Source organism: Enterobacter asburiae (assembly GCF_008080435.1).
Lineage (GTDB): Bacteria > Pseudomonadota > Gammaproteobacteria > Enterobacterales > Enterobacteriaceae > Enterobacter > Enterobacter asburiae_C.
The window spans coordinates 157,018-177,505 of the sequence record NZ_VRKN01000005.1 but is presented as its reverse complement, the minus strand read 5'-3'; the positions used below and the strand labels follow the sequence as shown (position 1 = coordinate 177,505).

The window sequence follows — 20,488 nt, the reverse complement described above, 5'->3', positions numbered from 1 at the left end:
ACCTGCAAAGGGGAGTAACTTCTTCGTCGGTGGATCGTCATTACGATGCGTGCAATACCGCATCCGGTCGCCGGGCAACCCTCGTGGTTGTAAGTGAGACCTTGCCGGAAGGCGAGGTCTATGCATAAAAAGCTAACGGCTATCGTCTTCTGACCATGGCCGTTTTTGTTTTTTATGTGTAAGGAAAATAGTATGCATTCTGTCGGCACTCCAATGTTGTGGGGCGGATTCGCGGTAGTCGTGCTCATCATGCTGGCGATCGACCTCTTTTTGCAGGGGCGTCGCGGCGCACACGGTATGAGCATCAAACAGGCTGCGGCCTGGTCTCTGGTGTGGGTCACCCTCTCCCTGCTGTTCTGTGCCGCCTTCTGGTGGTATCTGGCCTCGACCGAAGGCCGCGCGGTGGCCGATCCTCAGGCGCTCGCCTTCCTCACCGGTTATCTGATTGAAAAAGCCCTGGCGGTCGATAACGTCTTCGTCTGGCTGATGCTGTTCAGCTACTTTGCCGTGCCTGCTGCCCTGCAGCGCCGCGTGCTGGTGTACGGCGTGCTGGGTGCCATTGTTCTGCGTACCATTATGATCTTCGCCGGCAGTTGGCTGATTACCCAGTTCGAATGGCTGCTGTACGTCTTCGGCGCGTTCCTGCTATTCACCGGGGTCAAAATGGCGCTGGCGAAAGAGGACGGCTCCGCGATTGGCGATCGCCCGCTGGTGAAGTGGATCCGTGGGCATCTGCGTATGACGGACAAGATTGAGAACGAGCACTTCTTCGTGCGCAAGAACGGCCTGCTGTTTGCCACACCGCTGCTGCTGGTGCTGATTCTGGTTGAGCTAAGCGACGTGATTTTCGCGGTAGACAGTATCCCGGCGATCTTCGCGGTGACCACCGACCCGTTCATCGTTCTGACCTCAAACCTGTTCGCCATTCTCGGCCTGCGTGCGATGTACTTCCTGCTGGCAGGCGCGGCAGAGCGCTTCTCGATGCTTAAGTACGGTCTGTCGGTGATCCTGGTGTTTATCGGTATCAAGATGCTGATCGTCGATTTCTACCACATCCCAATCGCTATCTCGCTCGGCGTGGTGTTTGGCATTCTGATCGTCACGCTGCTTATCAACACCTGGGTTAACCGTCAGCACGATAAGAAGCAGCAGGCGGAGTAAAACGTTCAGTGCGGGCTGACGCCCTCACCCCGGCCCTCTCCCACAGGGAGAGGGTGAACACACTTTTGTAACGCAACAGTTAAAAAATATGATGTGGCACGTAAAATCCAGCATTTTACGCTTCCGCCTTTCGCTGCTTTCCCTGATACTCAACCAGGCAAACAAATACTTACATCCGGACATAAATGTGACTAAGAGCACATCAGGATGGAACGCAATTTCACTCAGGAAAAACGTATGAGCACACAATCAAGTGGTCTGTTCGCGCGCCTGGCGCAGGGCAGCCTCGTTAAACAAATTCTGGTCGGGTTGGTACTGGGTATTCTGCTGGCGATGGTGTCAAAGCCTGCTGCGGAGGCCACGGGGCTGCTCGGTACCCTTTTCGTTGGCGCACTGAAGGCCGTCGCACCGGTACTGGTTCTGATGCTGGTCATGGCATCGATTGCCAACCATCAGCACGGACAAAAAACCAACATTCGCCCTATTCTGTTCCTTTATCTGCTGGGAACCTTCTCTGCTGCCTTAACGGCTGTAGTGTTTAGCTTCCTGTTCCCGTCCACGCTGCATCTGACCAGCGCGGCCGGTGACATCACACCGCCATCCGGCATTGTCGAAGTGCTTCGCGGCCTGCTGATGAGCATGGTCTCTAACCCCATCACAGCGCTGATGAACGCGAACTACATTGGCATCCTGGTCTGGGCGATTGGTCTGGGCTTCGCGCTGCGTCACAGTAACGACACCACGAAACACCTGGTCAACGATGTGTCGAACGCCGTGACCTTTATGGTGAAACTGGTAATTCGCTTTGCGCCAATCGGTATTTTTGGTCTGGTTTCTTCGACGCTGGCAACCACCGGTTTCGACGCGCTGTGGGGCTACGCACAGCTGCTGGTCGTCCTGGTCGGCTGTATGCTGCTGGTGGCGCTGGTGATCAACCCGCTGCTGGTGTTCTGGCAGATCCGCCGCAACCCGTATCCGCTGGTGCTGACCTGCCTGCGTGAGAGCGGCGTGTACGCCTTCTTCACCCGCAGCTCTGCGGCAAACATTCCGGTGAACATGGCGCTGGCGGAGAAGCTGAACCTGGATCGCGATACCTATTCCGTGTCGATTCCGCTGGGTGCAACCGTGAACATGGCGGGTGCAGCGATCACCATCACCGTGCTGACCCTGGCGGCGGTGCATACGCTGGGCATTCCGGTGGATCTGCCAACCGCGCTGCTGTTGAGCGTGGTGGCGTCGCTGTGTGCCTGTGGCGCATCCGGCGTGGCAGGCGGTTCGCTGCTGCTGATCCCGCTGGCGTGTAATATGTTCGGCATCCCGAACGAGATTGCGATGCAGGTTGTGGCCGTCGGCTTTATCATCGGCGTGCTGCAGGACTCTTGCGAAACTGCACTGAACTCCTCTACCGACGTGCTGTTTACCGCAGCGGCCTGTCAGGCGGAAGACGCGCGTTTAGCGAAGAACGCATTGCGAGGTTAACAGCAAAACGGCAACCCTGAGGTTGCCGTTTTTAGTGTTTGTCCCCTCTCCCCGTGGGAGAGGGCCAGGGTGAGGGCATCAGGCCGCACCGATTAAAGCGTCACACCACTCTTAAAGATCGCCAGCTCGCGGAAGTCGTTCTTCTCGTTACAGGTCTGCTTACCGTTAGCAAATTCCACGATAGTGTCCACGAACTCCGTCAGCAGCTGCAGCATGGCTTTGCCGTGAATCAGCTGGCCCGCATCAAAGTCGATCCAGTGCTTTTTCTTTGCCGCCAGCTCGCTGTTGGTGGCGATTTTCACCGTCGGCACAAAACCGCCGTACGGCGTACCGCGACCGGTACTGAATAGCACCATATGGCAGCCAGCACCCGCCAGCGCGCTGGTGGCGACCGCATCATTACCCGGAGCGCTCAGCAGATTCAGACCGTGCGTTTTCAGCCGCTCGCCGTAGCGCAGCACGTCAACCACCTGGCTCGCCCCCGCTTTCTGAGTGCAGCCGAGGGATTTCTCTTCCAGCGTGGTGATCCCGCCCGCTTTGTTACCCGGCGACGGGTTCTCATAAATCGGCTGATTGTGGGCAATGAAGTACTGTTTGAAGTCGTTCACCATGGTGACGGTTTTTTCAAACGTCTCTTCGTCGCGGCAGTGGCTCATCAGAATACGCTCTGCGCCGAACATCTCCGGCACTTCGGTCAGCACCGTCGTGCCGCCGTTGGCAATCACGTAATCCGAGAAGCGGCCCAGCATCGGGTTGGCGGTAATGCCGGAAAGGCCATCAGACCCGCCGCACTCCAGACCAAACTTCAGCTCGCTCAGCTTGCCCGGCTCGCGCCGATCATGGCGCATCACCTCGTACAACTGATGAAGCTGTTCAATGCCCGCTTCCACTTCGTCGTCCTGATGTTGGCACACCATGAAGTGCACGCGCTCAGGATCGAACTCCCCCAGCGTGTCGCGGAAGGCGTCCACCTGATTATTCTCACAGCCCAGGCCAATCACCAGCACCGCGCCCGCGTTCGGGTGACGCACCATGTTTTGCAGCATGGTGCGGGTGTTAATGTGGTCGTCACCCAGTTGGGAACAGCCGTAGGTGTGGCTGAACAGATGCACCCCGTCAGTGCCTTCGGCATCGTTGGTCTCTTTCAGGAAGCGCGTCTGGATCTGGCGCGCAATTCCGTTGACGCAGCCGACGGTCGGCAGGATCCACAGCTCGTTGCGGATCCCCACCTCGCCGTTGGCGCGACGGTAGATTTGCACCTCACGATCCGCCGCCTGCATCGCTTCCGCAGGTAAATCAGGTTGATAGTTGTACTCGTCCAGATCGCTCAGATTGGTGCGGGTATTGTGTGAGTGAATGTATTCACCCGGCGCAATATCCGCCAGCGCATGGCCGATGGGCAAACCGTACTTCACCACGTTCTCCCCTTTCGCAATGGGGATCAGGGCAAATTTGTGTCCACGCCCAATAGCCTGGCGCAACGTAACCGACTGGCCGTCGAAAGTGACTTTCGTCCCTTCGGTCAAATCAGCCAGCGCGACGGCCACGTTATCCAGCGAATGGATTTTGATGTATTGCATATCAACCTCAAACGGCCTTAGTTCAGTTCAATGGCGAAGTAATCACGCGCATTGTTAAAGCAGATGTTTTTCACCATTTCGCCCAGCAGCTGGATATCCGCTGGCGCTTCGCCTGCGTGTACCCAACGGCCAATCATCTGGCACAAAATGCGGCGGAAATATTCATGCCGGGTATAGGACAGGAAGCTGCGGCTATCGGTCAGCATGCCGACAAAGCGGCTCAGCAGGCCAAGCTGCGCCAGCTGCGTCATTTGACGCTCCATGCCGTCTTTCTGATCGTTAAACCACCAGCCGGAACCGAACTGCATCTTGCCCGGCATCCCTTCACCCTGGAAGTTGCCGACCATGGTACCCAGCACTTCGTTGTCGCGCGGGTTCAGACAGTACAGGATGGTTTTTGGCAGCAGGTTCTGTTCGTTCTGTTTGCTCAGCAGTCTGGACAGCTCTTCCGCCAGCGGACGGTCGTTGATGGAGTCGAAGCCCACATCCGCACCGATCAGTTTGAACTGCCGCTGGTTGTTATTGCGCAGCGCGCCAATATGGTACTGCTGTACCCAGCCGCGACGCGCGTATTCCGCACCGAGGAACACCAGCACCGCCGTTTTGAACTGCGCCACTTCGTGCTCGCTTAAGCCTTCGCCGGAGAGACGACGCGCCAGTATGCTGTCCAGCTCGGCTTCGTTTGATTCCGCAAACAGCACCACGTCCAGCGCGTGGTCAGACACTTTACAGCCGTGCGCCGCGAAGTGATCCAGACGTTTGGTCAGCGCGGTTTGCAGGTCAGCGAAACGACGGATATCGGTATCCGACACTTCCGCCAGCTTCGCCATGTAGTCGGCGAAGGTGGCCTGTTCAATGTTGAAGGCTTTGTCCGGGCGCCAGCTTGGTAACACTTTGATATCAAAAGAGGTGTCTTTGGCGACAACGGCATGATGTTCCAGGGAGTCAATCGGATCGTCGGTAGTGCCCACCATCTTCACGTTCATCTGCTTCATGATGCCGCGCGCGGAGAAGTTATCCTGCGCCAGCAGTGCATTGCAACGATCCCAGATTTCATCGGCGGTCGTTGGGGAGAGCAGTTTGCCGGTGATGCCAAACGGACGGCGGAGCTCAAGATGCGTCCAGTGGTACAGCGGGTTGCCGATGGTGTGCGGAACGGTCGCCGCCCACGCGTCAAACTTCTCGCGGTCGGTCGCATCGCCGGTGCACAGGCGCTCAGCGACGCCATTGGTGCGCATGGCACGCCATTTGTAGTGGTCACCCTTCAGCCAGATGTCATACAGGTTTTTGAAACGGTAATTTTCGGCAACCTGCTGCGGCGGCAAATGGCAGTGGTAGTCGAAAATCGGCTGGTCTTTTGCGTAGTCGTGGTACAGGCGGCGAGCAAATTCGGTATCTAACAGAAAATCTTCGGTCATAAACGGCGTCATTATCGTCTTCCTCATTACACGGGAGCGTCAGAAAGCGTATGTTCATATGCTGCAAAGTTATCACACCAATTTCCACCAACCGAAGCTTTTTTCGTGAGTAAGATCAATAAACGTCAACAAATAAATTACCCTCAATGGAGTAAACCCTTCTGCAATCCCCGCTATTACTGGCTTTGCCCACAACGATTAATGCCCCCACAAAGAATCATACATTTGTGATGTCACTCACCTTTTAAAGTTGTATGACAAGTTATCTTTTCGCCGTCGCAAACACTCAGCCGACGGAATGCATTACCGGTGTGAGAGACATCGGGTTTAACGGTACGGATACCGACTTATGCACGCTTACTTATAGCAAGGTTCGGGCCGTTCCGGGACATGCTCCCGGCTACGCCCCTCCCGTTACACAACTGCTCCCGGAAACGGTTGAGAGGTTGCCGTGCTCTGGCGCGGAAATAACATAACGATGAGGTTTTAGATGCGTAAAATTAAAGGGTTACGTTGGTATATGATCGCACTGGTGACGTTAGGCACCGTGCTGGGCTACCTGACGCGTAACACCGTGGCAGCAGCAGCGCCAACGTTGATGGAAGAGCTGCATATCTCCACGCAGCAATACTCCTACATCATTGCCGCCTATTCCGCGGCGTATACCATCATGCAGCCTGTTGCTGGCTATGTGCTGGATATTCTCGGTACCAAAATCGGTTATGCCTTCTTCGCCATCGCCTGGGCGATTTTCTGTGGGGCAACCGCGCTGGCAGGCAGCTGGGGCGGCCTGGCGCTGGCTCGTGGTGCGGTCGGTGCGGCAGAAGCTGCAATGATACCGGCGGGCCTGAAGGCCAGCTCCGAGTGGTTCCCGGCGAAAGAGCGTTCCATTGCTGTCGGCTACTTCAACGTGGGCTCGTCCATCGGGGCGATGATTGCGCCGCCGCTGGTGGTGTGGGCTATCGTGATGCACAGCTGGCAGATGGCGTTCATCATCTCTGGCGTGCTGAGCTTTGCCTGGGCGATGGCGTGGCTGATTTTCTATAAACACCCACGGGATCAGAAAAAACTCTCCGAAGAAGAACGCGAATACATCATTGGTGGTCAGGAAGCGCAGCATCAGACCAACAACGGCAAAAAAATGACCGTCTGGCAGATCCTCGGCACCCGTCAGTTCTGGGGTATCGCCCTGCCACGTTTCCTGGCTGAACCGGCCTGGGGTACCTTTAACGCCTGGATCCCCCTGTTCATGTTTAAAGTCTACGGCTTTAACCTGAAAGAGATCGCAATGTTCGCCTGGATGCCAATGCTGTTCGCTGACCTGGGCTGTATCGTGGGCGGCTATCTGCCCCCTCTGTTCCAGCGCTGGTTTGGTGTGAACCTGATTGTTTCCCGTAAGATGGTCGTCACCATGGGTGCACTGCTGATGATTGGCCCGGGCATGATCGGTCTCTTCACCAGCCCTTACGTTGCAATTGGTCTGCTGTGCATCGGTGGCTTTGCGCACCAGTCCCTGTCCGGCGCGCTGATTACGCTCTCGTCTGACGTCTTTGGTCGTAACGAAGTGGCAACCGCCAACGGTCTGACCGGCATGGCCGCCTGGACCGCGAGTACAATGTTCGCGCTGGTGGTCGGCGCGCTGGCGGATACCATCGGCTTCAGCCCGCTGTTCGCGGTGCTGGCGATCTTCGACCTGATGGGTGCAGTGGTTATCTGGACGGTGCTGAAAAGCAAATCCGCAGAGGAGCTGGCGAAAGAGTCCCTCGGGAAACCGGCTACGCAGAGTTAGCAACCATTTTTCCGCCGGGTGGCGCTACGCTTACCCGGCCTACAAAACCCGTAGGCCCGTGCCGCCGGGCATTTAAAGGCCGCTCAGTAGCGGCTTTTTTAATGGCAAAATCTGGAGAGTGGCACGCAAAAGTGGTATAACAAATCATCTGCCGTACCCTGCCTGGAGCGCATATGGAAATCACCGAACCACGTCGTTTATATCAACAACTTGCTGCGGAGCTGAAAGATCGCATCGAGCAAGGGGTCTATCTTGTCGGTGATAAACTTCCCGCCGAGCGCTTTATCGCGGATGAAAAAAGCGTGAGCCGTACCGTGGTGCGTGAAGCGATTATCATGCTGGAAGTAGAAGGCTACGTTGAGGTACGCAAAGGCTCCGGCATTCACGTGATTTCTAATCTGCCGAAACACTCTCCCGTCGCGGACGAAAGTCTGGAATTCGCCAGCTATGGCCCGTTTGAGCTGCTCCAGGCTCGCCAGCTGATCGAAAGCAATATTGCCGAATTTGCGGCGACGCAGGTGACCAAGCAGGACATCATGAAGTTGATGGAGATCCAGGAGAATGCCCGTAAGGAAAAATGTTTCCGCGACTCAGAGTGGGATCTGCAGTTCCACGTTCAGGTCGCCCTGGCAACCCAAAATACGGCGCTGGCGGCAATTGTTGAAAAAATGTGGACTCAGCGCGTTCACAACCCGTACTGGAAAAAACTGCACGACCATATCGATTCCCGTACCGTCGACAACTGGTGCGACGATCACGACCAAATCCTTAAGGCGCTGATTCGTAAAGATCCGCATGCCGCTAAACTGGCGATGTGGCAGCACCTGGAAAACACCAAGCAGATGCTGTTCAACGAAACCAGCGATGACTTCGAATTTAACGCTGACCGCTATCTTTTTGCCGATAATCCGGTTGTTCATCTCGATACGGCACCCAGTGCCGCAAAATAGATGACCTTATCTGCTGGCAGGCGCTACATTGCGCCTTCCGGCTTACATGGGTAAGCAAAACATATATAGTGTCAGCCTTTGTAAATCCCCTCGCTCACTTCCCGGGCTTACGCCAAAATCAACTCACCCCTGCAAATTCTGTGACGCAGAACGTTGGGCTTTGTTACAATTGGATTCAATTCCTTATTTTGTAAGTTAGTGCTTGCTAACCAGCCAATTAACAGGGAACAGTGTTGGCCACACCGCAATGTGTCCGCGAGCGACCATAATGAAATCACAACAATGTCGCCGTGCTGTTTGTCCCGGATAACAGGCGTGACGTTAACCGATTTCCAGGAACACTGAATGGAACTTTTGACCCAACTACTGCATGCCCTCTGGGCGCAGGATTTTGAAACGCTGGCCAACCCTTCCATGATTGGCATGCTCTATTTCGTCTTGTTTATGATCCTGTTCCTTGAGAACGGTTTGCTGCCTGCTGCCTTCCTGCCCGGTGACAGTTTGCTGGTACTTGTCGGCGTGCTGTGTGCCAAAGGGGCGATGGCGTTTCCACACACCATTTTATTACTGACCGTTGCGGCCAGCCTCGGCTGCTGGGTGAGCTATATCCAGGGAAGATGGCTGGGAAATACCCGGATCGTCCAGAACTGGCTCTCTCATCTTCCTGCGCATTATCATCAGCGGGCGCACCACCTTTTCCACAAGCACGGGCTTTCCGCGCTGCTGATTGGCCGCTTTATCGCCTTTGTTCGTACCCTGCTGCCCACCATTGCCGGTCTGTCGGGGTTGAGCAGCGCGCGCTTCCAGTTCTTTAACTGGATGAGCGGTCTGTTATGGGTGCTTATTCTGACGACGCTGGGCTATGCGTTGGGTAAAACGCCGGTCTTTATGAAATATGAAGATCAGCTGATGTCCTGCCTGATGCTGCTGCCTGTGGTTCTGCTGGTCTTCGGCCTGATTGGCTCACTGGTTGTCCTGTGGAAAAAGAAATACGGAGCCAGAGGCTGACGATGGCAATCTCACCGCTCGCTCTGCGCCGTTTTGCCTTTGCCGTGATTACACTGGTGGTACTCAGCGCCCTGCTGCTGGCATGGAGCGCGCTTTCGCATCAGGAATCGACGCTGGCCATCCGCCCGGTAAACCAGGGTGCCAGCGTGCCTGACGGTTTTTCTGTCTGGCATCATCTGGATGCGAACGGGATCCGCTTTAAGAGCATCACCCCGCAGGACGATGTTTTACTGATCAAGTTTGATTCCCGTGCGCAAAGTGCCGCCGCGAAAGTGGTTCTCGACCGTACGCTGCCGCACGGGTATATCATTGCTCAGCAGGAAGATGACAACCAGCCTGCAGCCTGGCTGTCATTGATTCGCGATACGTCGCATCGTTTTGGATAACTTCCAGGATTCCGAATCTTTTCACTCACTTTGGTGAATCCCCCGTTTACTTACTATGCTTAAGTACGCGGAGCACCCCTCAATGTACTCCGCATAACTTTGGATAGCGGCTTATGCCGCCACACAATGGAAGGTTTCGATAATGAAATTCCGCATGACTCTGGCTCTGGCCCTTTTTTCTTTAAGCACAGCATCCTTCGCAAACTCTCTCTGTCAGGAGAAAGAACAGGATATTCAGCGTGAGATCGGTTATGCCGAAAAGCATAACAATCAGCACCGTGTTGATGGTCTTAAAAAAGCGCTGAGCGAAGTGAAAGCGAACTGTTCAGACAGCAAGCTTCGTGCCGACCACCAGAAGAAAATCGCTGAACAGAAGGACGAGATAGCCGAGCGCCGTCGCGACCTGCAGGAAGCGAAAGAGAAAGGGGATGCGGAAAAAATTGCTAAGCGCGAGAAGAAGTTGAAAGAAGCGCAGGACGACCTGAAAGCGCTGGAAGCTCGCGATTATTGAGTTAACGGAAATCTCAACAGGAGAGAGAATCATGTCAAAAGATACGACGTCTGAACATCTGCGCGCTGAACTGAAATCCCTGGCCGATACCCTTGAAGAGGTGCTGAACTCCTCTGCTGATAAGTCAAAAGAAGAGGTCAGCAAGCTGCGCAGCAAGGCGGAGCAGGCGCTGAAAGAGAGCCGCTATCGCCTGGGTGAAACCGGTGATGCACTGGCGAAGCAGACCCGCGAAGCGGCTGCGCGCGCGGACGAATATGTGCGTGATAATCCATGGACGGGTGTAGGGATTGGTGCCGCAGTAGGTGTGGTACTGGGTGTCCTTCTGACGCGTCGTTAATATGGAAGATCCTCGTCACGCACAAGGGCCTGCCAACAACGTCCTTGGCATCGGCCAGCGTATTCTAACGACGCTGGTCGGGATTGCCGAAACGCGCGTCCGGCTGGCAGTGGTCGAGCTGGAGGAGGAGAAAGCGAACCTCTTCCAGATGCTGCTGATGCTCGGGCTGACTATGCTCTTCGCCGCGTTTGGTCTGATGAGCCTGATGGTGTTAATCATCTGGGCCATTGATCCGCAGTATCGTCTTAACGCGATGATTGCCACCACCGTCGTTCTGCTGGTCGCAGCGTTGATAGGCGGTATCTGGACGCTGCGTAAAGCGCGCAAGTCCACTTTCCTGCGCCATACGCGTCAGGAGCTGGCGAACGATCGCGCCCTGCTGGAGGATGACTAGCCGTGAGCGGTAAAGCCGAACGTCAAAAGCGAAAAGCGTACCTGTTAAGCCAGATCCAGCAGCAACGGCTGGATCTGTCTGCCAGTCGTCGCGACTGGATTGACGCGACGCGACGGTTTGACCGGGGCTGGAATACCGTCCTGAGCCTGCGTTCATGGGCGCTGGTCGGCAGCAGCGTGATGGCTATCTGGTCCGTTCGTCATCCGAATATGCTGATCCGCTGGGCACGCCGTGGATTTGGCGCCTGGAGCGCCTGGCGGCTGGTGAAAGCAACGTTGCGGCAGCAGCAGCTGCGGTGATAAAAGCAAAACGGTAACCCTGGTTACCGTTTTTTGTTTTTGCGCCCTCTCCCTGTGGGAGAGGGTTGGGGTGAGGGCACCAGCGCGCATGCCCCCTTGCTCAATATCTTTGAAAGAGATTGACAGTTTTCCTTGCTAACAATTGCCACCCGCCCCGTTTATGATGCTCTCCATCGACAGCAATACCGCGGTATCTACCCGGAATTGCAGACAAATAAAGTTCAGCCGCACATGTGGTTTCCTGGAGAGTAAAATGAAAAAATTAGAAGATGTTGGTGTACTGGTCGCGCGTATTCTGATGCCAATTCTGTTCATCGTGGCAGGTTGGGGGAAAATCACCGGTTATGCGGGTACCCAGCAGTATATGGAAGCCATGGGCGTTCCGGGGTTCCTGTTGCCACTGACCATTCTTCTTGAGTTCGGCGGCGGCCTGGCGGTACTGTTCGGCTTCCTGACCCGTACCACCGCGCTGTTTACCGCAGGCTTCACCGTGCTGACGGCGTTCATCTTCCACAGCAACTTTGCGGAAGGCGTGAACTCTCTGATGTTCATGAAAAACCTGACCATCGCGGGTGGCTTCCTGCTGCTGGCCGTCACTGGCCCGGGCGCATACAGCATCGACCGAGTTCTGAATAAGAAGTGGTAAGCACGCTATACTGAATGAACACAAAGCGAGGAGACATCTCCTCGCTTTTGCTATCTGACGGAGGAGAAAAAATGGGACAACTCGTAGACGGCGTATGGCAGGATGTCTGGTATGACACCAAATCCACCGGAGGTCGCTTCAAGCGCTCAGTTTCGGCCTTCCGTAACTGGCTGACCGCCGACGGTGCGCCAGGCCCGAGCGGCGAAGGCGGCTTCGCGGCTGAGAAAGACCGTTATCATCTTTATGTTTCGCTTGCCTGCCCGTGGGCACACCGCACGCTGATTGTGCGCAAGCTTAAAGGTCTTGAATCCCTAATTCCGGTTTCGGTCGTGAACCCGCTGATGCTGGAAAACGGCTGGACGTTTGACAGTGATTTCCCTGCGGCGACCGGCGACGATCTTTACCACCACGATTTCCTTTACCAGCTCTATCTGCACGCCGATCCCCACTACACCGGGCGCGTTACCGTGCCGGTGCTGTGGGACAAGAAAAACCAGACGATTGTCAGCAATGAGTCTGCGGAAATTATCCGCATGTTCAATACCGCGTTTGACGCGCACGGCGCTCGCGCCGGGGATTACTACCCGCCTGAACTGCGCGAAAAGATTGATGAGCTGAACAGCTGGATTTACGACAACGTCAACAACGGCGTCTACAAGGCCGGTTTCGCCACCAGCCAGGAAGCGTATGACGAAGCGGTTGGAAAGGTGTTTGAATCGCTGGAGCGTCTGGAACAGCTCCTGGGCAAGCATCGCTACCTGACGGGCGATCGCCTGACGGAAGCGGACATTCGCCTGTGGACCACGCTGGTTCGCTTTGATCCGGTCTATGTCACCCACTTTAAGTGCGACAAGCACCGCATCAGCGATTACCTGAACCTGTATGGTTTCCTGCGTGACATCTACCAGATGCCGGGCATCGCCGACACGGTCGATTTCGACCATATCCGCACCCATTATTTCCGCAGCCACAAGACCATTAACCCAACGGGCATTATCTCCATTGGGCCGTGGCAGGATCTGGATGAACCTCACGGGCGCGACGTCCGTTTTGGATAAATATTAAGGGCATCAATAGATGCCCTTTTTTAATTCACAATCTCCATCTATCCTTACCTCGATCGCTTAGAAAACAAGTGATTGACTGACTAATGAGGCAAGGAAAATGGACTGGTATTTAAAAGTACTGCGCAACTACATTGGATTTGGTGGCCGTGCCCGCCGCAAAGAGTACTGGATGTTCGTTCTGGTGAACTTCATCCTCATCATGGTGCTGGGTATTGTGGATAAAATTCTTGGCTGGGAGCGGGCTGGTGGTGAAGGCGTGCTGACTACCATCTATGGCCTGTTAGTCCTGCTGCCATCATGGGCGGTGCTGTTCCGTCGACTGCACGACACCGATCGTTCGGCATGGTGGTTACTGCTGCTGTTGATCCCGATCGTGGGCTGGATCGTGATTTTGATTTTCAACTGCCAGAGCGGGACGCCGGGCGAAAACCGCTTTGGTCCCGATCCTAAGATCGGCGCGTAAAATAACGCCCGGTGGCGCTTACGCTTACCGGGCCTACCCGTTTATTTATTGTGGTGGGCGAAGAGTTTAGGTATTTCGCGCAGGCACCATGATTTGGCTTCGCCCATGCTGTCGCGACGCCACGCCATAATGATATCCACTTCGCTGGTATATTCCGGGCTGACAACGCGCAGCCGTCCTTCAGCAATATCTTTTTCGACAAACGGGTACGGCATGGTCGCCACGCCTAACCCCGCCAGCAGCGCCTGGCGCTTATCTTCCAGAGACGTAACGGTTAGTCGCGGCTGTTTATCCAGCAGTTGCACCGTCAGCACTGGACGCTCACGCGCGGTATCCGCTACCGCCACGCCGCGATACTTCACGCGCGTCACTTCAGAGAGCGGCTCCGGCTCCTGGTGAATCGGGTGATTGGGTGCGGCAACATAGACGTTCATCACACTGTAAAGCTTGCGCGAGTTGATTTCCGATGAAGAACGGAAGTGCATGTCCGGCGCGATGACGATGTCCGCCCTGCCCGTCTCCAGACGCTCCCACGCGCCTGCCAGCACCTCGGTGATGATTGACAGCTGCGTATTGGCTTTGGCTGCCAGGCGGTCTACCAGCGGGAACAGCGCTTCAGTCGGCACCAGCGCTTCGGTAACTAACGTCAGATGGGTCTCCCAGCCGCGCGCCAGCGCTTCGGCGTCCGTCGTGAGCTTGTCCGCCGCTTCCAGCAGCACGCGGCCGCGCTCCAGCAGCATTCGCCCCACGTTGGTGAATTTAGTTCGATGACCGGAGCGGTCAAACAGCACCACGTCCAGCTCTTCCTCCAGCTTCTGCATGGTGTAGCTCAGCGCAGACGGAACGCGCCCCAGCTCATCTGCCGCCGCAGCAAAACTGCCGCGTCGGTCAATTGCGTCCATGACGCGAAGCGCCTCAAGCGTCAATGCTCTCTCTTTAGCCATCTCGTTCTCATTCAGGAAATTTGAACATACCAGGCAGAATATCTGGCTAACAATGCAGCGTCCATACCTTTACCATTGTTTTAGTGTAAAGAGAGGTCAAGTTTATGATTACGACAAGAACAGCTAAACAGTGCGGACAAGCCGATTTCGGTTGGCTGCAGGCCCGCTACACCTTTTCCTTTGGACACTACTTTGACCCTAAACTCCTCGGTTACGCTTCACTGCGCGTGTTGAACCAGGAAGTGCTCGCCCCGGGCGCCTCCTTCCAGCCGCGTACGTACCCGAAAGTCGATATCCTGAACCTGATCCTGGAAGGCGAGGCAGAATACCGCGATAGCGAGGGCAATCATGTCCAGGCAAAGGCTGGCGAAGCGTTGTTAATTTCCACGCAGCCGGGCATCAGCTACAGCGAGCATAACCTCAGCAAAGACAAAACGCTGACCCGTATGCAGCTGTGGCTGGACGCGTGCCCCGAGCGGGAAAATCCGCTGGTACAGAAGTTAGATTTAACGGGCGATAAGCAGCAGCTGATTGCATCGCCAGACGGCAGCAAAGATAGTCTGCAACTGCGTCAGCAGGTGTGGCTGCACCATATCGAGCTGAAGAAAGGTGAACAGGCGAGCTTCCAGCTTCATGGTCCGCGCGCCTATTTGCAGTCTATTCACGGTACGGTGCATGCGGTGACGCACACGGAAGAGAAAGAAGCGCTCACCTGCGGCGACGGGGCGTTTATTCGTGATGAAGCGAATATCACCCTGGTGGCAGATACGCCGCTGCGCGCGCTGCTGATTGATTTGCCGGTTTAAAGAATACCCTCTCCCACAGGGCTGAGGGTTCCCCACAAAATAATGCCTGCACGGACAACCCCCTCTCCCTTGAGGGAGAGGGCTGGGGTGAGGGGGAACATACGGCTGTTGTGGTCATTCCGTTCACTTTATGTTTCTTGCTACTCTGTAACGACTTGACCGGTGAACGTGCCAGGGTGGCTCAATCGCCACCACCCTGGCGACCCGGGCTCCCGGCGGTAAATCGCCGCTTCGCGGTGCCCTCAGCTTATTCCTTCAGGCTATCGGGTCGGGCATGAGCCTGCATCCCTGCAGGCCACGCCCTCTCGGCGCATCCCTGCGCCTCGCCCCGGCCTTGCGGAAACGCTTCGGCGATTTACAGCCGGACCAGGGCATCGCTGTAAGTCATTAATTTTACTGATGCAACGTTCATCGCTTCAGGTAAAAAAATTACTGGGGAACCCTCAGCCCTGTGGGAGAGGGAAACGCGCTACACCTTATTCGCCATAATCTCAATAATCTGCCGGTCCGTTTCCTGCATTGAGCGGCACGCCAGCGCGCACAGGTTCGCGATCGACTGCTCCACATCGTGCGCCACAATCCCCTCGTTGCCCGTCACGGCCGAATCATCCAGCGCCATTATCACCGCTTTCCAGGCGCTACTGACGCTGGTTGAAACCTTCATGGCGCAGCTGTTAGACGCCCCGTCGCAGATCATCCCGCTGACGTCACCGATCATACTGCCTATCGCCATTGAAATGGTCTGGTATGACCCCCCCATCAGCCACGCCATCCCCGCCGCAGCGCCCATCGCTGCCGTTGTCGCCGCACACAGCGCCGACAGACGCGGAAGCTGGTGATGGATATAGATCGCCGAAAGATGCGAAAGCATCAGCGCTCGCGCCAGCCGTTCGTCATTGGCCTGAACGTGCTCAGCCACCACCACCACCGGCATCGTGGCAGCGATCCCCTGATTCCCGGAGCCAGAGTTGCTCATCGCTGGCAGCGTTGCGCCGCCCATCCGGGCATCCGAAGCTGCGCTGGTACGAATAACAATGTCTGAGCCAACATCCTGCGCCATCCATCCGCGTGCGCGCTGTTTATTGAGCGTCGCGCCGATGTGCAGCCCCCATTTACCGCTAAGCCCTTCACGGGAGAGCGCATCGTTCAGTTTCCCTGCTTGCAGAATAAAACGGATCGCCTCAAAGGGAACCTGTTCCACAAACTCAAGGATTTGCGACAGCGTGGCGTTTGATAGCACTGCCAGCGGATCGTCACTTTCCCCGGTCAATTGCTCACCCAGCGTGAAACGCGTTTCGCCCTGGCACACCACTTCCACAACACGCGTATGCCCACCGGCAATGGTCACCATCGCCGAGGCATCTCCTGCGTGAACGCAGGCGCGGGAGTAAAGGATCTCAGCGCACGGCGCCTGCAATTTTACCTGCACTCGCCCTGCCGCAAGCAGAGCTTTGGCGCGAACCAGCGCACCGGCGGTGGCATCTTTCAACACCTCCAGCCCGGCGTTTGCGTTACCGCCAATCGCGCCCAGCGCCGCCGCAATGGGTAACCCGACCATGCCGGTGCCCGGCACCGTCACGCCCAGCCCGTTTTTCATCAGGTTTGGCGATACCCACGCCTCAATTTGCGTGACCTCCCCCGGCAGAAGGTCTGCGGCCATCGCACAGGCCAATGCCAGAGAGACAGGCTCAGTGCACCCAAGGGCAGGCTTCACTTCTTCCTGCACCGCGCGAATAAATTGATTCCATAAAGGATGAGTTTGCTCAGACATCGTTACGACCTTAATTACCCTCAGGAGAATGCGAGGAAAGGAGAAACACAAAGCAGCAGCCCGGTGATGACGATAATCACCAGCGATACGCCTTTATATTTATGCAGGGCCGGTACCTTGTAGACCAGCCATGCAGGGATCAGACAACCCACCATGCCGAAGATAGGGCTGCAAATGGAGGTGAAGCTCAACACCGGCGCGTTTAACACAATCGCGCTCCAGGCCAGCAAAATGGCGAACAGCATGATCCCGCGCTGGACAGTGTTTTCATTGATTTTTTCCGTCGGCATTTTGCGGCGCAGGATGTTCATCACGATCCCCTGCGTAGCCTCGCGGAAGCCGAGATAGACGCCGAAGAACGCGGTCATCACGGCGAAAATATTGAGGATCACGCTGACGATTTTGACCCAGCCCGCGCCGTCGCCGCTAATAAACTGCGCCGCAATTGCCAGGGCAGAAATATTCTGTTCGTAGGCTTTAACCGCCTCGTCATGCCCCATCGCCAGGGTGAAAGAGACGGCGTAGAAAAAGACCGTCACAAACAGCACCCCAAAGGCGATATTCATCGCCCGCAGCGCTTTATGGCGCGCGACCTCCACGGATTTTTCCCGTGAACGGTACGAGATCACCATCGGGCTCAGGGTCTGAATAAACAGAATGGAGGTTAAGGTAAAGGGCAACGTAATGATGGCGTTTTTAATCAGCAGCCCCATCGGCGGCAGCATGCCGACGTTGGCTAAATGCCAGAGGCCAATCATCGACAGCCCCAGCGCCGCAACCACGAATAATTTGGTCAACACCATCAGGCTGGAGACTTTAAACAGCAGCTTTTCACCGCGTGAAGAAATGGCGACCAGAATGCAAATCAGGAATAAACCGTAAAACGGATTTTCCGAGAGTAAACCGTCGGTTACGCCGAAGGTGTGCAAATACGAGGCGCTGTCGTTGGTGATGGCCGTGGAATAGACAAACATCCAGATCACCAGCATCACGAAATAGAGCGCGCCTAATAAGATGCCCCAGTTCTTACCCAAATAACCGCTAATTACGCTCGGGTAATCTTTGCACTCCGGCGATTCCGCCAGCGTATTAATAAACAGACGCTGGAATAAATACATAGCCGGATAGCCGATTATTGATGAGAGCAAAAATACCCACAGCCCCATTAATCCCACCTGCACCGGGAGAAAAACAATCCCCGCGCCAATAGCCATCCCGATACTCATGATGACCCAGCCCGTGTCGGTGCTGTCGAATTTAATGGCCTCTTGCCACTCGCTTTCGCTCATTCCTGCCCGCCTTGCCGCGGGGGAATCACTCATAATCACACTGCTGTTTGTTGCCGTATCCATTGGGCACTCGCTTATTTTGTAGGGTAAACAATTGTTTTTATAGGTTTCCGATCGCCAGTGATGGCGATTCAGGGAGCAGCAGGTGTGTGTTATTGGTGTGAGAAGATCATATCCGGAGAGAGGGAGAAAAAAGTCACAAGTTTCATATGGTTTTTCTGATGTTGGAGAAAAATTTACTTCTTGGTTGAGATATTATGCGTGTTTTTTTCTAAAAGAGATCGAGTTCAAAGAATGATGCCCTCAGAAGAAAAGAGTACATTTTTCGGAATTTATAAAGATTAAGGCACTACTCTCTCTTCCCTATATTTTATAAGATGAGATCACCAATAACCACACTCTAAAAATGGCTATACTGTGGACACAGTTGAAGAGCTTAATGGAACATATTTCTACAAAGGTATATGTAATATCTCAGCATCTGAGCTTTTTTTTTGGATTTTCCTTGATACTACCGATGAACAGTTCGGTGGATTAAAGGATGTAGTAATGATGGCTACGATTATCCTGGGTTTACCAATACTTGAAACCAGGACTAAACCGGAAACAGCAACAATAGGGACATCCGTGGCATCTAAATACCTTCGAGATATCCTGAACGTAAACCTACCACACCGATTGCCAACCATCACGCTTGTAAGTTTCAAATACAGGAAACCTATGTATACACGCAACTTAGGGGCTTTCATTGGTCGATGGATCCCCACGTTGGGGATAACTATCCTTGCTGCTGATGTTATAATAATAAGTTACAAAACATTGTCGCGCTATAACACGATTGCTCACCCTAAAGATCGGATTTGGTAAAGATGAACAGTGAATCTGATGTTTTGGAATTCTTCAGGGACAACTTACCTGAACAAGGGACATTTACGGGTAAAAGAATCCCCCTCGAGTTGGATGATGTTTTACAGGATTACACCGATCTGGACGATGTTGTGTATGCAATTGAGAGATTTGAGAAAAAATACCTTATCGAAGTCAATACGGAGAACTATTTCCCATGGACTCAAACATGGTTTTTCCGAAAATGGTTTACAAAAAAAGCTGTTGAGCAAACATCAAAACCATTGACCGTAAGAATGTTTGCTGAAGCGGTAAAAGCAGGTAAATGGATACACGATTGATTTATAGAAGGAGTTTTTATAATGGCCGTACCTGTTCACATTTGGTTCTATGACGACGGTGGCTCACTCATTAAAGGTTCATGTGATGTTCAGGATCGTGAAGGGAGTGTTGAAATTAGAGGTTTAACCCATAATTTGACTATTCCAACCGATCCACTCTCCGGAAGATTAGCCGGAACGCGAAAACACGCACCTTTCCTTTTCGAGAAAGAAATTGATAGCTCATCTCCATACCTTTATAAGGCAGTCGCTACAGGGCAAAACCTTAAAAAAGTTGAGATTAAATATTACCAAATTAACGATGCGGGCTGGGAGGTCGAATATTTTAGAACAGTTCTGGAAGGGGTGAAAGTCGTCTCTATCTCCCCTATTGTTAACGATACTCGTAACTGCCCTGGTACTGGTCACCTTGAATCTATTCAATTGCGCTACGAAAAAGCGACCTGGACCTATTGTGACGGGAATATTCAATTCTCTGATGCATGGAATGAACGGGCATCGGCATGATGATCAGGATAATTCCTCACAGAATCCAATTGAAGCGATTCTGTGAGGTTTCATTTTAAATGATTGATTCCTGGATCACTCAGCCAGCGCGTTAGCCATATCCGTTCTAATTTGCTTACGCTGTTCCGGCGTCAATACCTGACTGACGTCAAAGTAATATTTCACGCGGTAATAACGGGTCTGCTCTTCAATTTTGCTAAAGGCAGTAAGCTGGCTTTTCACCGTGCTTTCGTCCCATTTACCCGCCTGGAACATGTCGATCAGCGCGCCGTCCTTCACGCCCGTCATCGGGATCTTGCTGACATTTTGTTCCAGCTGCTTATGCAGATCTTCAATCTTCTTAACCTGCTCATTGCTGAGCTTAAGGTGCTGTACCAGCGGATCCTGGGATGGAGACGGGGCAGCCTCAACGTTCGCGGCCTGTGCCGTAAAACTGCACACTGCCAGCGAGGCGGCGACCAGCGCAATACGGGTCATTTTCATCATCTTACTGTCC

23 protein-coding genes are annotated in these 20,488 nt (G+C 54.4%); 17 read left to right on the top strand and 6 right to left on the bottom strand.

Annotation, left to right across the window (positions count from 1 at the left end; all coding sequences use genetic code 11):
* Positions 1-192: 192 nt before the first annotated feature.
* Together FU672_RS11885 and sstT are read left to right on the top strand one after the other, a co-directional pair.
* Entirely contained in the window at positions 193-1,161 is a 969-nt protein-coding gene (locus tag FU672_RS11885; protein WP_148243380.1) for a TerC family protein, read from the top strand.
* A gap of 237 nt (positions 1,162-1,398) precedes the next feature.
* Positions 1,399-2,640: a serine/threonine transporter SstT gene (sstT, locus tag FU672_RS11880; RefSeq protein WP_148243379.1), complete on the top strand. Its 1,242-nt coding sequence runs from the start codon at positions 1,399-1,401 to the stop codon at positions 2,638-2,640.
* A 92-nt stretch (positions 2,641-2,732) separates the two neighbouring features.
* Here the strand turns inward: sstT and FU672_RS11875 are convergent, their stop codons facing one another.
* Both FU672_RS11875 and uxaC read right to left on the bottom strand, forming a co-directional pair.
* A complete protein-coding gene (locus FU672_RS11875; protein WP_148243378.1) occupies positions 2,733-4,220 on the bottom strand; it encodes a UxaA family hydrolase in 1,488 nt (495 codons plus the stop codon).
* Positions 4,221-4,237: 17 nt separating this feature from the next.
* Positions 4,238-5,650, bottom strand: coding sequence for a glucuronate isomerase (gene uxaC, locus FU672_RS11870; protein WP_148243377.1), 1,413 nt, complete (start codon positions 5,648-5,650; stop codon positions 4,238-4,240).
* Positions 5,651-6,128: 478 nt separating this feature from the next.
* Here uxaC and FU672_RS11865 point away from each other — a divergent pair, with 478 nt between their 5' ends.
* The 11 genes from FU672_RS11865 (at position 6,129) to FU672_RS11815 (ending at position 13,488) form a co-directional block, all read left to right on the top strand.
* Complete coding sequence (locus FU672_RS11865) at positions 6,129-7,427, top strand: MFS transporter (protein WP_148243376.1); 1,299 nt, start codon at positions 6,129-6,131, stop codon at positions 7,425-7,427.
* 173 nt (positions 7,428-7,600) lie between these two features.
* Positions 7,601-8,377: a transcriptional regulator ExuR gene (gene exuR, locus FU672_RS11860; protein ID WP_023615584.1), complete on the top strand. Its 777-nt coding sequence runs from the start codon at positions 7,601-7,603 to the stop codon at positions 8,375-8,377.
* Between the two features lie 345 nt (positions 8,378-8,722).
* On the top strand, positions 8,723-9,385 hold the full coding sequence (yqjA, locus tag FU672_RS11855; RefSeq protein WP_023309289.1) for a DedA family general envelope maintenance protein YqjA: 663 nt from the start codon (positions 8,723-8,725) through the stop codon (positions 9,383-9,385).
* Positions 9,386-9,387: 2 nt separating this feature from the next.
* Positions 9,388-9,771 carry an EnvZ/OmpR regulon moderator MzrA gene (gene mzrA, locus FU672_RS11850; RefSeq protein WP_148243375.1) on the top strand — a complete coding sequence of 128 codons (384 nt, stop codon included), beginning with the start codon at positions 9,388-9,390 and terminating at the stop codon, positions 9,769-9,771.
* A 142-nt stretch (positions 9,772-9,913) separates the two neighbouring features.
* Positions 9,914-10,282 (top strand): DUF1090 domain-containing protein, encoded by a 369-nt coding sequence (locus tag FU672_RS11845; protein ID WP_008503142.1) that lies wholly within the window; start codon positions 9,914-9,916, stop codon positions 10,280-10,282.
* A 31-nt stretch (positions 10,283-10,313) separates the two neighbouring features.
* Positions 10,314-10,619: an ElaB/YgaM/YqjD family protein gene (locus tag FU672_RS11840; RefSeq protein ID WP_008503141.1), complete on the top strand. Its 306-nt coding sequence runs from the start codon at positions 10,314-10,316 to the stop codon at positions 10,617-10,619.
* 1 nt (position 10,620) lies between these two features.
* Entirely contained in the window at positions 10,621-11,013 is a 393-nt protein-coding gene (locus tag FU672_RS11835; RefSeq protein ID WP_023333540.1) for a phage holin family protein, read from the top strand.
* Between the two features lie 2 nt (positions 11,014-11,015).
* Positions 11,016-11,312, top strand: coding sequence for a YqjK-like family protein (locus FU672_RS11830; RefSeq protein ID WP_024906403.1), 297 nt, complete (start codon positions 11,016-11,018; stop codon positions 11,310-11,312).
* 253 nt (positions 11,313-11,565) lie between these two features.
* On the top strand, positions 11,566-11,958 hold the full coding sequence (locus FU672_RS11825; protein ID WP_023309292.1) for a DoxX family protein: 393 nt from the start codon (positions 11,566-11,568) through the stop codon (positions 11,956-11,958).
* Between the two features lie 71 nt (positions 11,959-12,029).
* Positions 12,030-13,016, top strand: coding sequence for a glutathione S-transferase family protein (locus tag FU672_RS11820; RefSeq protein WP_148243374.1), 987 nt, complete (start codon positions 12,030-12,032; stop codon positions 13,014-13,016).
* Positions 13,017-13,122: 106 nt separating this feature from the next.
* The gene (locus FU672_RS11815) at positions 13,123-13,488 is read left to right on the top strand and encodes a DUF805 domain-containing protein (RefSeq protein ID WP_023294635.1); all 366 of its coding nucleotides are present in this window, start codon (positions 13,123-13,125) and stop codon (positions 13,486-13,488) included.
* A gap of 41 nt (positions 13,489-13,529) precedes the next feature.
* Here FU672_RS11815 and yhaJ read toward each other — a convergent pair whose 3' ends face one another.
* Positions 13,530-14,432, bottom strand: coding sequence for a DNA-binding transcriptional regulator YhaJ (gene yhaJ / locus FU672_RS11810; RefSeq protein WP_008503135.1), 903 nt, complete (start codon positions 14,430-14,432; stop codon positions 13,530-13,532).
* A 104-nt stretch (positions 14,433-14,536) separates the two neighbouring features.
* On the opposite strand from yhaJ, the gene FU672_RS11805 reads away from it, so the two are divergent.
* The gene (locus tag FU672_RS11805; protein ID WP_025759872.1) at positions 14,537-15,238 is read left to right on the top strand and encodes a pirin family protein; all 702 of its coding nucleotides are present in this window, start codon (positions 14,537-14,539) and stop codon (positions 15,236-15,238) included.
* A gap of 469 nt (positions 15,239-15,707) precedes the next feature.
* On the opposite strand, the gene FU672_RS11800 is transcribed toward FU672_RS11805, so the two are convergent.
* Together FU672_RS11800 and FU672_RS11795 are read right to left on the bottom strand one after the other, a co-directional pair.
* Complete coding sequence (locus FU672_RS11800) at positions 15,708-17,009, bottom strand: L-cysteine desulfidase family protein (RefSeq protein ID WP_148243373.1); 1,302 nt, start codon at positions 17,007-17,009, stop codon at positions 15,708-15,710.
* A gap of 20 nt (positions 17,010-17,029) precedes the next feature.
* Positions 17,030-18,361 carry an SLC5/6 family protein gene (locus tag FU672_RS11795; RefSeq protein ID WP_148243372.1) on the bottom strand — a complete coding sequence of 444 codons (1,332 nt, stop codon included), beginning with the start codon at positions 18,359-18,361 and terminating at the stop codon, positions 17,030-17,032.
* A gap of 354 nt (positions 18,362-18,715) precedes the next feature.
* Here FU672_RS11795 and FU672_RS11790 point away from each other — a divergent pair, with 354 nt between their 5' ends.
* From FU672_RS11790 to FU672_RS11780, 3 genes are read left to right on the top strand one after another with little or no spacing between them, the layout of a single operon-like run.
* The gene (locus FU672_RS11790; protein WP_148243371.1) at positions 18,716-19,165 is read left to right on the top strand and encodes an STM2901 family protein; all 450 of its coding nucleotides are present in this window, start codon (positions 18,716-18,718) and stop codon (positions 19,163-19,165) included.
* Between the two features lie 2 nt (positions 19,166-19,167).
* Positions 19,168-19,485, top strand: coding sequence for a DUF1493 family protein (locus FU672_RS11785; RefSeq protein WP_148243370.1), 318 nt, complete (start codon positions 19,168-19,170; stop codon positions 19,483-19,485).
* Between the two features lie 21 nt (positions 19,486-19,506).
* Positions 19,507-19,992, top strand: coding sequence for an Hcp family type VI secretion system effector (locus FU672_RS11780; RefSeq protein ID WP_148243369.1), 486 nt, complete (start codon positions 19,507-19,509; stop codon positions 19,990-19,992).
* A 75-nt stretch (positions 19,993-20,067) separates the two neighbouring features.
* Here the strand turns inward: FU672_RS11780 and FU672_RS11775 are convergent, their stop codons facing one another.
* Positions 20,068-20,478: a Spy/CpxP family protein refolding chaperone gene (locus tag FU672_RS11775; RefSeq protein ID WP_148243368.1), complete on the bottom strand. Its 411-nt coding sequence runs from the start codon at positions 20,476-20,478 to the stop codon at positions 20,068-20,070.
* Positions 20,479-20,488: the final 10 nt, after the last annotated feature.